This window comes from Streptomyces sp. NPDC060035 (assembly GCF_042736635.1).
Classification (GTDB): Bacteria; Actinomycetota; Actinomycetes; order Streptomycetales; family Streptomycetaceae; genus Streptomyces.
The window spans coordinates 20,888-33,731 of the sequence record NZ_JBHWVO010000005.1; the positions used below are offsets into that span (position 1 = coordinate 20,888).

A 12,844-nucleotide genomic window follows, 5' to 3' on the forward strand; every position below is an offset into this window, starting at 1 on the left:
AGCCAACGATTGGACTGTCCGAATGTCCGCAGGTCCGAGTGCGCCGTCCGGCTCCACTGCCGGTGCGCTGCGTCATGTACTCAGCCATCTCGTTACGCCGCTGCTGATGTGCATCGGCATGGGGCTCGCTTACCTGGGTGCCTTTCATGCTCCGGAACCGCACGACCTGAGGGTGGACGTCGTCGGCTCGGGAGCAAGCGCCCACGTGCTCGCGCAGACCTTGCAGGACAGGGGCGACGGTGCATTGAGTGTGCGTACGGTAGCCGACCGCGACACTGCGGTGAACCACCTGCGGACACAGCAGAGCTACGGTGCCTACCTGCCGGGAAAGAGCCCCGAACTGATCGTGGCCACCGCCTCGTCGGACACCAGTGCCACGGTGGTGCAGAAGGTGTTCACCGACGTCGCCGCCGGACAGGGGGCGCCACTCAAGGTGACGAATGCCGCGCCGACCGCGGATGGCGATCCGACCGGTCAGGGGATCTTCTTCCTGCTGGTGGCCGTCAGTATCGGGTCGTACGCGTCGGTCGCGGTGATCGGCGGCGCGGGCGCGGTGCTGGCCCTGCGGATCAGGGCCGCGCTCGCCGTCGGCGCCTCGCTCGTGGTGAGCGCCATCGGTGCGGTGTTCGCGGGCCCGCTGTTCGGCCTCGTGGGCCATGGGCTCGGCGGGCTCTGGACCATGGCGTGGCTCTACTCGGCAGGGATACTGCTGATCGGCGTCGGGCTGCACACCTTCCTCAAGCGGTGGACCACGCTCGGCGTGATGGTGCTTTTCGTCATGCTCAACTTCACCAGTTCGGGCGGCATCTTCAGGCCCGAGCTCCAGCCCGGTTTCTTCGGCTCCCTCCATGCCTTCTGGAACGGCGCGGGCTTTGTCGAAGGCGTACGCAGCCATGTCTACTTCGGTGGCCACGCGCTGGGCGGCCATGTGCTGGTGCTCGCACTGTGGTTCGTGGCTGGACTGGCCGTCATGGGGGTGGCCGGTGCGGCCGAGGCGAAGGGGCGTCGCGCGGCCGCCGAGCAGCGAGCGGCCGCCCTCGGCACGGCGGGGTCGGGAGCCGAGGAGGAGATGGAAGAGGCGGTCGGAGTCTGAGCCGGTCGCGGCCGTCCTGGAGTTGTCCACAGGCCGGTTCCCGGAGTTGTCCACAGGGGCAGACGGCCGTCACGGGGCAGCTGTACCGTCGTCCGCAGTTGATGTTGGACAGAGCGGCTCGACGAGACGGGGAGGCGGCGCTCCATGAGTGAAGTCGATGCGACGGTGCCGGTACAGCGGGCGGCAGCCGTAAATGCGCGTATTCCGGTCGTGCCCGGGTTTGCGCAGCGCGTGGTCGGAGAAGCGTCGTGGGCAGCGGCCGACGGGGGATCTCCGAAGGCGGCCGGCAAGGCGCTGCGGGTCGCGGTGCCGCGGGCCTCGCACAGTTCCCTGGTCCTTCCTGCCGGCCGGCCCGACGCGGTGCAGGCGGTCGAGGAGTCGAACCGCGGCAGGGTGCCCGGCCTCACGCCGATCCGGGTGGGGCGGATGGCCGCTACGCCGTTCGCCTTCATGCGCGGCTCGGCCGGGCTGATGGCCCACGACCTGATGGGTACGCCGGTCACGGGCGTGGGTGCACAGCTCTGCGGCGACGCGCATGCGGCGAACTTCGGTCTGTACGGCGATGCCCGCGGCAGCCTCGTCATCGATCTGAACGACTTCGACGAGACGGTCTTCGGCCCGTGGGAGTGGGACCTCAAGCGGCTCGCCACCTCGTTGGTGCTCGCGGGCCGAGAAGCCGGCGCGGACGAGGACACCTGCCGTCAGGGTGCGTACGACACGGTGGGTGCCTACCGTCGCACGATGCGCCTGCTGGCCGCCCTGCCCGCACTCGACGCCTGGAACGCCATCGCGGACGAGGAGCTCGTCTCGCACACCGACGCCCGGGACCTGCTCGGGACCCTGGAGCGGGTCTCGGCGAAGGCCCGTAACAACACGAGTGCCCGCTTCGCCGCCAAGTCCACGGAGGACTCCGAGGACGGCGGACGGCGCTTCGTCGACGCACCACCTGTACTGCGCCGGGTGCCGGACGCGGAGGCGGCGGGGGTCGCGGCGGGTCTGCGCGGTTACCTCGGCACGATTTCGGAGGACCGGGTTCCGCTGCTGGCCCGGTATGCGATCCACGATGTGGCCTTCCGGGTGGTGGGTACGGGCAGCGTGGGTACCCGGTCGTATGTGGTGCTGCTGCTCGATCACCGGGGTGAGCCGCTGGTTCTGCAGGTGAAGGAGGCCCGCCCCTCCGCATTGGCGCCCTATCTCCCACAGGCCGGTTTCGATGTGCCGGACGTGGTGCACGAGGGGCGCCGGGTGGTGCTCGGGCAGAAGCGGATGCAGGTCGTCAGCGACATACTGCTCGGCTGGGCCGAGGTCGACGGCAGGCCGTTCCAGGTGCGGCAGTTCAGAAACCGCAAGGGCAGTGTGGATCCGGCCGCTCTCGCGGCGGACCAGGTCGACGACTACGGGCGGATGACCGGTGCACTGCTGGCCAGGGCCCACGCGCACAGTGCCGACCCCCGGCTGCTTGCGGGCTACTGCGGGAAGAATGCCGAGCTGGACGAGGCGGTAGCCGATTTCGCGGTGACGTACGCGGACAGGACGGAGGCGGACCACGCCGAGCTGGTACGGGCTGTCGGGGCCGGCCGGATAGCCGCCGAGCTCGGCGTATGAGGGGCGTCCGGGCCACCGCGGGTCCTCGGTGTGCGGGCCGTGGCCATACGCTGGACGGGTGACCGACGAAGCCGCCGGGGTGCCGACCACCCGGAACGACGAAGACCGGCAGAACCACGACCGGCAGGACGAGCCGCATCCCGCGCCCGACGGGTCGCAGGGGGGCTTGCAGGGTGATTCGCGCGAGGCACCGCAGGCCGATCAGCACGATGCCGGTGCGGCGGACTCCGGTGCGGCTGACTCCGGCGCGTCCGGTGACGCGACCGGTGGTGGTGCGGCCGGTGACGCGGCGGCGGACGCAGCCGGTGCGCCCCGGCCCGAGGAGCGGCTCGCGAAGGCCGTCCGGGTGGCCGAGCAGGCGCTGATCGAGTTCGAGATCGCGGTGGAGACCTTCCGGGTGGAGGTCGAGAACTTCTCCCGGCTGCATCACCAGAAGCTCGGCCCGATGTATGCGCGCCTGGATGAGCTCGACGCGCAGATCGCGGAGGCGCGGGCCGCGAAGTCCGGTGATCCGGAGGATCTGCGCAAGGCGCAGGAGGCCCGGGCGATCGTCATGCCGATGCCGGGGGTCGACGAGCTGTTCCACGACTGGATGGACTCCGACGGCCTTTCACCCGAGGCCGCGGCCATGCTCACGGAGCAGCCGGTCCGGCCTCCGAAGCGGGTCAGGCCCAGCGAGGAGGCGCGCAAGCTCTACCGCGAGCTGGCCCGCAAGGCGCACCCGGACCTGGCACCGGACGAGAAGGAGCGGGCACGCCGCGATGAATTCATCGCCCGTGTCAACGCCGCCTACGGCCGCGGCGATGTGGTGCTGCTGAAGGAGCTGGCCGGGGAATGGGCGGCGGGACCGGTGGCACCGGAGCTCCGGCTCAGTGAGAGCGAGGAGCTCTACGCCCGGCTGGAGTGGCTGAGCAGGCGCAAGGAGCTGCTCACGGTTCTTGCCAAGGAGCTGGAGGACGGCGCGATCGGTTCGATGCTGCGGATGGCTCCCGAGGACCCCGACCGGCTTCTCGACGACATCGGCGAGAAGCTGCTGGGCGAGGTGTCCCAGCGGGAGGCCGAGCTGGCGGGGCTGGTGCAGTAGCGTTTCTGGTGACCCTGGCGCGTATGTACGAGAGAAGGCATGACCCATGAATTTCGCTCCGCTGCCCTCGGTGGATGTCTCGGCAGTGCCGTCGGACGGCTTCGTGCTGGACGTCCGGGAAGACGACGAGTGGTCGGCCGGGCATGCCGAGGGTGCACTGCACATTCCCATGAGTGACTTCGTTGGCCGCTTCGGTGAGCTCACCGAAGCGGCCGACGACGGGCGGCGTGTGCATGTGATGTGCCGGGTCGGCGGCCGGTCCGCACAGGTCACCCAGTATCTGGTGCAGCAGGGGATCGACGCGGTGAACATCGACGGCGGAATGCTCGCCTGGGACGGCGCGGGGCGCCCGATGGTCACCGACAACGGCAATCCGGCCTTCGTTCTCTGACCGTTCTCCCGCCGTTCGTGAACGAGGACCGGGCGGCCGGTGGGCCGCTCGGTCCTCGTTCCGGTTCCGGCCCCGGTCGCGCCCCTGCGCCGTGTGAGGGCGGGTGAACGTGCAGGGCGCCCGCAGCCGGCTGCTGCGGTTCGGGCGGCAGCAGTTCAGCCGGGTGGAGGTTCAGCGGGGCAGCGGGTCAGCGGTCGAAGTCGAGCTCGACCTCCGGGGTGAGAGGGTGCGACTGGCAGGCCAGCACGAACCCCGCCCCGGTCTCCTCCGGCTCCAGCGCGAAATTGCGGTCCATCCGCACGTCGCCCGAGACCAGAAAGGCCCGGCAGGTTCCGCACACTCCGCCCTTGCAGGCGTACGGGGCGTCCGAGCGGCTCCGCAGGACCGTCTCCAGCAGTGATTCGCCGTCCTGCACCGGCCAGCTGCCCGAGCGGCCGTCGAGGGTCGCCGTGAGCGTGCTGTCCGCCGGTGCGGTGGCCCGGGCGACGGACGGTGATGCCGTTCCCTCGTCGGCGACGTGGAAGATCTCCTGGTGGATACGGGCCCGGTCGACGCCGAGCGTACGCAGCGCGCCTTCCGCCCCACGGACCAGGCCGAACGGCCCGCACAGGAACCAGCCGTCCACTTCAGGCACCGACAGGAGTGCCGGCAGCAGCCCGGTGAGCCGCTCGCTGTCCAGACGGCCGGAGGGGAGCCCGGCCGCCTGCTCCTCCCGGGACAGCGCCGTCACGAGGTGGAAGCGGTCCGGATAGCGGTCCTTGAGGTCGGCCACCTCGTCCAGGAACATCGTCGAGGCAGCCGTCCGGTCACTGCGGATGAGACAGAAGCGGGCCGCGGGTTCCCTCGCCAGCAGGGTTGCCGCGATCGACAGCACCGGTGTGATGCCGCTGCCGCCGACGATCGCCGCGAAGTGGCCGGGGCGCGGGTCGAGCACGAAGCGGCCCATCGGGGCCATTGCCTCCACCCGGTCCCCGACGGCCAGCTCCTTGAGCGCGTATGTGGAGAACGCCCCGCCGTCGACCATGCGGATGCCCACCCGGAGCACGGGGTCACCGGGCTCCTGGACGGCCGGTGCGCAGATCGAGTACGAGCGGCGGATCTCCTCGCCGCCGGCGCTGTAGCGCACGTTGAGGTGCTGGCCGGGACTGTGGCGGAAGGTCTCGCGCAGCTCGGGCGGCACGGCGAAGGTGACGGCCACCGCATCGTCCGTGATCCGTTCGATGGCGCTGACCCGGAGCGGATGGAACATCTACAACTCCTTGAAGTGGTCGAACGGTTCGCGGCAGTCGACGCAGCGGCGCAGCGCCTTGCACGCCGTGGAGGAGAAGCGGCTCAGCAGCTCCGTGTCGGTGGAACCGCAGTGCGGGCAGCGCACCGCGAGGGTCAGCGGTACCGGTCCGCCCGCCCCGCCCCCGGGTCGGGGCGGCGCTATGCCGAACTCGGCGAGCTTGCGCCGACCCTCGTCGCTGATGTCGTCCGTCGACCAGGCCGGGGCGAGGACGGTCACCACGGACACCTCGGCCACGCCGTGTTCGTGAAGCACTCGCTCGATATCGGCGGACATGGCCTCGATGGCCGGACAGCCGGTATAGGTCGGAGTGAGCCGCACGGTGACGCTGCCCGGACCGTGCATCTCCACACCGCGGACCACACCGAGATCGTCCAGGGTGAGCACTGGCAGTTCGGGGTCGGGCACGGAGCCTGCGAGCCGGTGGAGCTCCGCTTCCAGCAGGGTTTCGGTCACCATGACGCCCCCGGGTGGCTGCGGTGAAGGTGCTGCATCTCGGCGAGCATCCGCCCGAACGGCTCGGTGTGCAGACCCTGCCGACCCGCTCCTGCCGTCCATGCTCCGGCCTGCGGACCGGACGGGAGCGTCAGCGTGGCCCGCTCCACCACGGAGGTGATGGCAGACAGCCAGCTGTTCTGCAAGGACTCCCAGTCGGCATCGACGCCCTCGACGGGCTGGAACAGCTCGCCGGTGAACCGCCACAGCGTGTCCAGGCCGCGCTGCATGCGCTCATGGCTCTCCGCGGTGCCGTCGCCGAGCCGCAGGACCCACTGTTCCGCGTGGTCGCGGTGGTAGGCGACCTCCTTGACCGTCTTCGCCGCGAGGTCCGCGAACTCGCCCCCGCCGGCGGCCAGCTGTCCGTGGAGCAGGTGCTGGTAGACGGAGAAGTAGAGCTGGCGGGCGATGGTGTGGGCGAAGTCGCCGTTCGGCTGCTCGACCAGCTGGAGGTTGCGGAAGGAGCGCTCCTCGCGGAGAAAGGCCAGCTCGTCCTCGTCGCCGACGAACGAGAGCAGCATCCTGGCCTGCCCCAACAGGTCCAGGGCGATGTTGGCCAGAGCCACTTCCTCTTCCAGTACGGGGGCATGACCCGCCCACTCCCCCAGCCGGTGCGAAAGCACCAGCGCGTCGTCGCCGAGGGCGAGGGCCGCGGTCACAGGTGCTTCACTCCCTCGGGGATCTCGTAGAACGTGGGGTGGCGGTAGGGCTTGTCACCGGCGGGTTCGAAGAACGAGTCCTTCTCGTCCGGAGAGGAAGCGGTGATCTCCGTCGAGGGAACGACCCAGACGGAGACGCCCTCCGAGCGGCGCGTGTACAGATCGCGTGCGTTGCGCAGGGCCATCGCCGCGTCCGGCGCGTGAAGGCTGCCTGCATGGGTGTGGGAAAGTCCGCGCCGTGAGCGCACGAACACCTCCCACAGCGGCCAGTCGGTCGAGCTGCTCATGCCGTCGCCTCCCCGGGCTTTGTGCTTGCTCCGGATGCCCCGGGCATTGCCGCGTGCTTGTCTGCGTATGCCGCTGCAGCGTCCCGGACCCAGGCGCCCTCTTCATGGGCCGTGCGCCGCTGGGCGAGCCGTTCCTCGTTGCAGGGGCCGTTGCCCTTGAGGACCTCCTGGAACTCCGTCCAGTCGATCGCTCCGTAGTCGTGCTGTCCGAGCTCCTCGTTCCACCGGATGTCGGGGTCCGGGAGGGCGAGGCCCAACGCTTGTGCCTGCGGGACGCAGATGTCGACGAAGCGCCGGCGCAGCTCGTCGTTGGAGTGCCGCTTGATCTTCCAGGCCATCGACTGTGCCGAGTGCGCCGATGCGTCATCGGGCGGGCCGAACATCATCAACGACGGCCACCACCAGCGATTCACCGCGTCCTGGGCCATCTCGTGCTGGGCGGCGGTGCCTCGGCTGAGGGCGAGGAGCAGCTCGTACCCCTGGCGCTGGTGGAAGGACTCCTCCTTGCAGATCCGGACCATCGCCCGCGCGTACGGGCCGTAGGAGCAGCGGCAGAGCGGCACCTGGTTGGTGATCGCGGCGCCGTCGACCAGCCAGCCGATCGCACCGACGTCCGCCCAGGTCAGCGTCGGGTAGTTGAAGATCGACGAATAGCGCTGGCGGCCCGCGTGGAGCTTGTCGAGCAGCTCCTCGCGGCTGGTGCCGAGCGTCTCGGCGGCGCTGTACAGGTACAGCCCGTGGCCCGCTTCGTCCTGCACCTTTGCCATCAGGATCGCCTTGCGGCGCAGCGAGGGTGCGCGGGTGATCCAGTTGGCTTCGGGCTGCATACCGATGATTTCGGAGTGCGCGTGCTGGGCCATCTGGCGGACCAGCGAGGCCCGGTAGGCGTCGGGCATCCAGTCCCGCGGCTCGATCCGGTCGTCGGCCGCTACTGCGGCGTCGAATGCCGCGATGCGGGCCGCGTCCGCCGCGTCCGTCGTGCCTGCCGTCCCCTGCGTCCTCTGGTCCGCAGTCACTGCCGCCATCCCGCGCTCCCTACCGACCGATCGTTCGGTTCATTGACTTCAATGGTGAGTCGGAGGCCCGTAGGGTGTCAACCCTGTGGATAACTGAGTGGTGATCGATGGTGATCGGGGCGAGATGGATTCGGACCACGGTGAGCACGCCGGAAGCGAGAAAAAGCTCGCCTGGCCGGAGGTGGTGAGTCACAGGGACGCCGTCCCGGGCGGAGATCCGTCCGCTGCCGCCCCGTCCCCTGACAGCGGGGACAAAGATGCGGCAACCGGGCCGGCAGGGATATCCGACACCGGGGCCGGCCGTCCGCCGGACCCGGCAGCGGATGTCGCACCCGGCACGGTTTCCGTGCCCGGCACGGCCCCTGCGCTCGGCACAGCCCCCGCACCGGGCACGGATCCCGGGCAGCCTCGTCGTCCGAGCGGCGGAATAGCCGCTCTCTCGCTTCCGTATCAGATCACCGCAGCGCTGGCGTTGTCCGTCATCGGGCTGCTGGCCTGCGGGCATCTGGCCATGGTGTTCCTGCACGTCGCGCCGTCCAACACACTGACGAAGCAGCACGGCGAATCGGTCGACGACTGGATCTACCCGGAGTTCGAGCAGAACTGGAAGCTGTTCGCCCCCAATCCCCTTCAGCAGAATGTCTCCGTGCATGTACGGGCCGAGATCGCAGGCGCGGACGGCCGCAGTACGACGCGCTGGATGAGCCTCTCCCACGAGGACGGCGAGGCGATACGCGGTAACCCCCTCCCCAGTCACGTCCACCAGAACGAGCTCCGTCGTGCCTGGGACTTCTACACGGGTTCCCACGACAACGAGAACCGCCCCAACGGTCTGCGCGGCGAGCTCTCCGAGCGCTATATCCGCCGGATCGTGATGCTGCGCCTCGTCGAGCACAACTACGGCGGCACGGTCGAACGCATCCAGGTGCGGTCCGCGGTGCGCTCTGTCGGGGCGCCGCCGTGGAGCGACGAGAAGATCAGCACCAAGCCGAATTACCGGGTACTCCCATGGTGGACAGTCACCTCGGACGATCTTTCCGAGACGGCCCGAGCGGACCGGGCATCACAGAGTGGGGAGGCGGCGAAGTGAGCGCATCCACCCCTCGGGTCCGGAAGCACGTCCGGAATGCCGACGTTCTCGCACGTGGCATCCAGCGCATCACTGCGTCGCCCCTCGGCGCGTACCAGAGCGCCGTCGTCCGGATCGGGGTCTCCGCCACATATCTGCTGTTCCTCCTGCGTGAGCTGCCGCACCGCCACGAGCTGTACGGCCCCGACGGTCCCTGGCGCTGGGACATGGCGCAGCAGCTCATCAGTAACAACGAATCCTTCACCGTCCTCATGTGGTCCGACAGCGCGATCTGGTTCGAGATCGTGTACGCGCTCACGCTGGTATCGGCCGCGCTCCTGATGATCGGGTGGCGTACGCGTGTCACGTCCGTCCTTTTCATGGCAGGGGTCCTCTCCCTGCAGAACCGCAGCATCTTCATGGGCGACGGCGGCGACAACGTCATCCACCTGATGGCGGTCTATCTGGTGCTGACGCGCTGCGCGCGCGTCTGGTCCCTGGATGCACGCCGTACGGGACGCAACGCTGCCCGGGCCGCGGAGGGCCTCCCTCCGGTCCGGGACGTGGCGGGTCCGGTCCTCTGGGCCGTCGTCGGCCCCGTCCTGCTCCTGGCCACGCTGATGGGCGGTCTCGGTGGCACGTGGTGGCTGCAGTCCCTCCTGTGGGTGCTGTGGCTGGGCAACGCCGGCTGGTGGCTGGTGAACCGCTACGCACCGGACCGTGAGCTGCGCACGCTGCTCGACGTCCTGGCCAACCTTGCCCACAGCGCCGCCCTCGTCGTGATCATGGCCGAGGTCTGCCTGATCTACGCGACCGCCGGCTGGTACAAGATCCAGGGCTCGCGCTGGCAGGACGGCACCGCGCTCTACTACCCGCTCCGGCTCGACTACTTCACGCCGTGGCCCGGACTCTCCGGTCTTCTCGCGTCCAGCGCCCTGGCGGTGATGGTGCTGACGTACGCCACGGTCGTGGTTCAGGTCGCCTTCCCCTTCACGCTGTTCAACCGCCGGGTCAAGAACGTCCTGCTGGTCGTCATGATCGGTGAGCATGCCGGTATTGCCGTCCTGCTGGGGCTGCCGTTCTTCTCGATGGCGATGATCGCCGCGGACGCCGTCTTCCTGCCGACCGTCTTCCTGGTGTGGCTGGGAGCCAAGGTGACGCGCGGCCGGCAGCGGCTGTTCTCCCGCCCGGCGGGCACGGTCACGCTGCCGGGGCAGCGGCAGCCGGGCGGTGAGGAGCAGGAGGCACCGCAGCACAGCGGCGGCGGTGGCCATACGCTCGTCGGGTGAGCAGCGAGCCCGGTAGTACACAAGAGCCCCAGGCGACCACGGCGCCCGACCCGTCCGCCGAACCGATCCAGTACGACGACGGCTACGGCACGGAGATCGGCGTCGGGCCCCATCCGCTGCCCTGGCCCGAGGGGGAGCGCTACGACCCCGAGCTGCTTGCCCAGGGGGACAGGCGCAACGTGGGCGACTCCTACCGGTACTGGACGCGGGAGGCGATCGTCGCCGATCTCGATCTGCGTCGGCACGACTTTCATGTCGCAGTGGAGAACTGGGGTCACGACTTCAACATCGGCTCGGTGGTGCGCACCGCCAACGCCTTCCTCGCCAAGGAGATCCACATTGTGGGCCGGCGGCGCTGGAACCGGCGGGGGGCGATGGTCACCGACCGCTACCAGCATGTGAGGCATCACCCCGACACCGCAGACCTGACCGCCTGGGCGGCGGCCGAGGGGCTGCCGATCATCGGGATCGACAATCTCCCCGGGGCCGTGCCGTTGGAGCGCACGGAGCTGCCGCGGCGGTGTGTGCTGTTGTTCGGGCAGGAAGGGCCCGGGCTGACGGAGGACGCGCGAAAGCACGCGTCGATGGTGTGCTCGATCGCCCAGTTCGGCTCGACGCGGTCGATCAACGCCGGTGCGGCTGCGGCCATCGCGATGCACGCGTGGGTGCAGCGGTACGCGGACATCCCGGATCCGCAGGTCCGATAGCCGGTGGAGCGGGGCCCATGCCCAGGCCCCGCTCCTCCGGCAGCCGGTGGAGCGGGGCCCGGGCTTTGCTCGCCTTGCTCCACCGGATGCCGCAGGACATCGGGCATCTGGCATCGAGGGCCGGTGATTCCCTACGCCTGGCGGCGGACCTCCACCACCCGGAAACGGTTGGAGACGAAGGCCCCGTCGCACAGCGCCGCGTTGGCAGCCGGGTTGCCGCCCGAACCGTGGAAGTCGGAGAACGCCGCGGTCTGGTTGACGTACACCCCGCCGGTCAGATTCAGCGAGAGCTGGGCGGACTCGTCGAAGCAGACGTCCTCCACCGCGCGCTCCACGTCCGGGGACGTCGTGTACGCGCCGACCGTCATCGCGCCCTTCTCCCGAATGGTGCGGCGCAGAAGCTCCAGCGCGTCGGCGGTCGAGTCGACGGCGACCGCGAACGACACGGGGCCGAAGCACTCCGAGAGGTAGGCCGCCCCCTCATCGGACTTGGTGCCGTCGAGTTTGACGATGACCGGCGTACGGACGACCGCGTCGGGGAAGTCGGGATTGGCCACTGTGCGCGAGGCGAGGGCGACGTCACCCAGTCCCGCCGCCGCCTCCAGGCGTGCCTTGACGTCCGGGTTCACCAGGGCGCCGAGCAGCCCGTTGGCCCGGGCGTCGTCACCGAGGAGGCCGTTGACGGCTTCCGCGATGTCCGCGACCACGTCCTCGTACGACTTGGCGCCCGCGTCTGTCGTGATGCCGTCCCGCGGGATGAGCAGGTTCTGCGGGGTGGTGCACATCTGGCCGCTGTAGAGGGAGAGCGAGAAGGCCAGGTTGGCAAGCATGCCCCGGTAGTTGTCGGTGGAGTCGACGACGATCGTGTTGACGCCGGCCTTCTCCGTGTAGACCTGGGCCTGCCTGGCGTTGGCCTCCAGCCAGTCGCCGAAAGCGGTGGAACCCGTGTAGTCGATGATCTTGATCTCGGGGCGGAGCGCCAGGGTCTTGGCGATGCCCTCGCCGGGGCGCTCGGCCGCCAGCGCGATCAGATTCGGGTCGAAGCCGGCTTCGGACAGCACCTCGCGCGCCAGCTGAACGGTCAGTGCGAGCGGCAGCACCGCCCTGGGGTGCGGCTTGACCAGGACCGGATTGCCGGTCGCCAGTGAGGCGAAAAGGCCCGGATAGCCGTTCCACGTGGGGAACGTGTTGCAGCCGATCAGCAGGGAGATGCCGCGGCCGACCGCCGTGTACGACTTGTGCAGCTGGATCGGGTCGCGCTTGCCCTGGGGCTTGGACCAGTCGGCGGTCCGCGGCGTGCGGATCTGCTCCGCGTACGCGTATGCCACCGCTTCCAGGCCGCGGTCCTGAGCGTGCGGGCCGCCTGCCTGGAACGCCATCACGAAGGCTTGTCCGCTCGTGTGCATCACGGCGTGGGCGAGCTCGTGGGTGCGGGCGCTGATCCGGGCGAGGATCTCCAGGCAGACCAGGGCCCGGGCCTCCGGTCCGGCCGCACGCCAGGCACCCGACGCGGCGGTCATCGCCGGGAGCAGGACGTCCGGATCGGCGTGCGGATACTCGACGCCGAGCTCCGGCCCGTACGGCGAGACCTCCCCGCCGGTCCAGCCGTCGGTGCCGGGCTGGCCGAGATCGAGCCTGGTGCGCAGCACGGCGTCGAACGCGGCCTTGCCCTCGGCCGCGCCCAGGCTGCCGGGGAGGCCGCCCTCGCCGTAGGCCTTCGGGTGCTCGGGGTGGGGGGACCAGTAGGCGCGCGTGCGGATCGCGTCGAGGGCCTGGTCGAGCGTCGGGCGGTGGGTCTCGGACAGCTTTTCGGTGGAAAGCTCGGCGGCCATGACGGACCAACTCCTCGTCGAGCTGGGCA

Annotated in this window: 13 protein-coding genes; 7 read left to right on the top strand and 6 right to left on the bottom strand. The window is 69.8% G+C overall.

The features are described from left to right. The first annotated feature begins 22 nt into the window (after nt 1-22). The 4 genes from ACFWBQ_RS09280 to ACFWBQ_RS09295 all read left to right on the top strand — a co-directional run bounded on the left by ACFWBQ_RS09280 (nt 23) and on the right by ACFWBQ_RS09295 (nt 4,173). Nucleotides 23-1,093 (top strand): hypothetical protein, encoded by a 1,071-nt coding sequence (locus ACFWBQ_RS09280; protein ID WP_385485805.1) that lies wholly within the window; start codon nt 23-25, stop codon nt 1,091-1,093. 144 nt (nt 1,094-1,237) lie between these two features. Then, nucleotides 1,238-2,698, top strand: coding sequence for a DUF2252 domain-containing protein (locus ACFWBQ_RS09285; protein ID WP_385485807.1), 1,461 nt, complete (start codon nt 1,238-1,240; stop codon nt 2,696-2,698). Between the two features lie 58 nt (nt 2,699-2,756). Next, on the top strand, nt 2,757-3,782 hold the full coding sequence (locus ACFWBQ_RS09290) for a J domain-containing protein (protein WP_385485809.1): 1,026 nt from the start codon (nt 2,757-2,759) through the stop codon (nt 3,780-3,782). Between the two features lie 46 nt (nt 3,783-3,828). After that, on the top strand, nt 3,829-4,173 hold the full coding sequence (locus ACFWBQ_RS09295) for a rhodanese-like domain-containing protein (protein ID WP_385485811.1): 345 nt from the start codon (nt 3,829-3,831) through the stop codon (nt 4,171-4,173). A gap of 187 nt (nt 4,174-4,360) precedes the next feature. Here the strand turns inward: ACFWBQ_RS09295 and ACFWBQ_RS09300 are convergent, their stop codons facing one another. The 5 genes from ACFWBQ_RS09300 to paaA are packed head-to-tail and all read right to left on the bottom strand — an operon-like array spanning nt 4,361 to nt 7,927. Continuing rightward, nucleotides 4,361-5,422 (bottom strand): 2Fe-2S iron-sulfur cluster-binding protein, encoded by a 1,062-nt coding sequence (locus tag ACFWBQ_RS09300; RefSeq protein WP_385485813.1) that lies wholly within the window; start codon nt 5,420-5,422, stop codon nt 4,361-4,363. After that, nucleotides 5,423-5,920 (bottom strand): 1,2-phenylacetyl-CoA epoxidase subunit PaaD, encoded by a 498-nt coding sequence (gene paaD, locus ACFWBQ_RS09305; RefSeq protein ID WP_385485815.1) that lies wholly within the window; start codon nt 5,918-5,920, stop codon nt 5,423-5,425. Beyond that, nucleotides 5,914-6,615 (bottom strand): 1,2-phenylacetyl-CoA epoxidase subunit PaaC, encoded by a 702-nt coding sequence (gene paaC, locus ACFWBQ_RS09310; protein WP_385485817.1) that lies wholly within the window; start codon nt 6,613-6,615, stop codon nt 5,914-5,916. The genes paaD and paaC overlap by 7 nt, the downstream gene beginning before the upstream one ends. Then, complete coding sequence (gene paaB / locus ACFWBQ_RS09315) at nt 6,612-6,902, bottom strand: 1,2-phenylacetyl-CoA epoxidase subunit PaaB (RefSeq protein ID WP_385485819.1); 291 nt, start codon at nt 6,900-6,902, stop codon at nt 6,612-6,614. The genes paaC and paaB overlap by 4 nt, the downstream gene beginning before the upstream one ends. Beyond that, nucleotides 6,899-7,927 carry a 1,2-phenylacetyl-CoA epoxidase subunit PaaA gene (paaA, locus tag ACFWBQ_RS09320; RefSeq protein ID WP_385485821.1) on the bottom strand — a complete coding sequence of 343 codons (1,029 nt, stop codon included), beginning with the start codon at nt 7,925-7,927 and terminating at the stop codon, nt 6,899-6,901. The genes paaB and paaA overlap by 4 nt, the downstream gene beginning before the upstream one ends. Nucleotides 7,928-8,042: 115 nt before the next feature. On the opposite strand from paaA, the gene ACFWBQ_RS09325 reads away from it, so the two are divergent. The 3 genes from ACFWBQ_RS09325 to ACFWBQ_RS09335 are packed head-to-tail and all read left to right on the top strand — an operon-like array spanning nt 8,043 to nt 10,983. Further along, a complete protein-coding gene (locus tag ACFWBQ_RS09325; protein ID WP_385485823.1) occupies nt 8,043-9,008 on the top strand; it encodes a DUF5819 family protein in 966 nt (321 codons plus the stop codon). Continuing rightward, nucleotides 8,927-10,276, top strand: a complete 1,350-nt coding sequence (locus tag ACFWBQ_RS09330; RefSeq protein ID WP_385485825.1) for an HTTM domain-containing protein — start codon at nt 8,927-8,929, stop codon at nt 10,274-10,276. Before ACFWBQ_RS09325 ends, ACFWBQ_RS09330 begins: the two co-directional genes overlap by 82 nt. After that, on the top strand, nt 10,273-10,983 hold the full coding sequence (locus ACFWBQ_RS09335; protein WP_385485827.1) for a TrmH family RNA methyltransferase: 711 nt from the start codon (nt 10,273-10,275) through the stop codon (nt 10,981-10,983). The genes ACFWBQ_RS09330 and ACFWBQ_RS09335 overlap by 4 nt, the downstream gene beginning before the upstream one ends. 131 nt (nt 10,984-11,114) lie before the next feature. Here the strand turns inward: ACFWBQ_RS09335 and paaN are convergent, their stop codons facing one another. Continuing rightward, nucleotides 11,115-12,815, bottom strand: coding sequence for a phenylacetic acid degradation protein PaaN (gene paaN, locus ACFWBQ_RS09340; protein ID WP_385485829.1), 1,701 nt, complete (start codon nt 12,813-12,815; stop codon nt 11,115-11,117). Nucleotides 12,816-12,844: the final 29 nt, after the last annotated feature.

Excerpts from the sequence above, each read along its gene's own strand:
- ACFWBQ_RS09280 (WP_385485805.1), top strand. The coding sequence starts at position 23 with ATGTCCGCAGGTCCGAGTGCGCCGTCCGGCTCCACTGCCGGTGCGCTG.
- ACFWBQ_RS09285 (WP_385485807.1), top strand. The coding sequence starts at position 1,238 with ATGAGTGAAGTCGATGCGACGGTGCCGGTACAGCGGGCGGCAGCCGTA.
- ACFWBQ_RS09295 (WP_385485811.1), top strand. The coding sequence starts at position 3,829 with ATGAATTTCGCTCCGCTGCCCTCGGTGGATGTCTCGGCAGTGCCGTCG.
- ACFWBQ_RS09300 (WP_385485813.1), bottom strand. The coding sequence starts at position 5,422 with ATGTTCCATCCGCTCCGGGTCAGCGCCATCGAACGGATCACGGACGAT.
- paaD (WP_385485815.1), bottom strand. The coding sequence starts at position 5,920 with ATGGTGACCGAAACCCTGCTGGAAGCGGAGCTCCACCGGCTCGCAGGC.
- paaB (WP_385485819.1), bottom strand. The coding sequence starts at position 6,902 with ATGAGCAGCTCGACCGACTGGCCGCTGTGGGAGGTGTTCGTGCGCTCA.
- paaA (WP_385485821.1), bottom strand. The coding sequence starts at position 7,927 with ATGGCGGCAGTGACTGCGGACCAGAGGACGCAGGGGACGGCAGGCACG.
- ACFWBQ_RS09325 (WP_385485823.1), top strand. The coding sequence starts at position 8,043 with ATGGATTCGGACCACGGTGAGCACGCCGGAAGCGAGAAAAAGCTCGCC.
- ACFWBQ_RS09330 (WP_385485825.1), top strand. The coding sequence starts at position 8,927 with ATGGTGGACAGTCACCTCGGACGATCTTTCCGAGACGGCCCGAGCGGA.
- paaN (WP_385485829.1), bottom strand. The coding sequence starts at position 12,815 with ATGGCCGCCGAGCTTTCCACCGAAAAGCTGTCCGAGACCCACCGCCCG.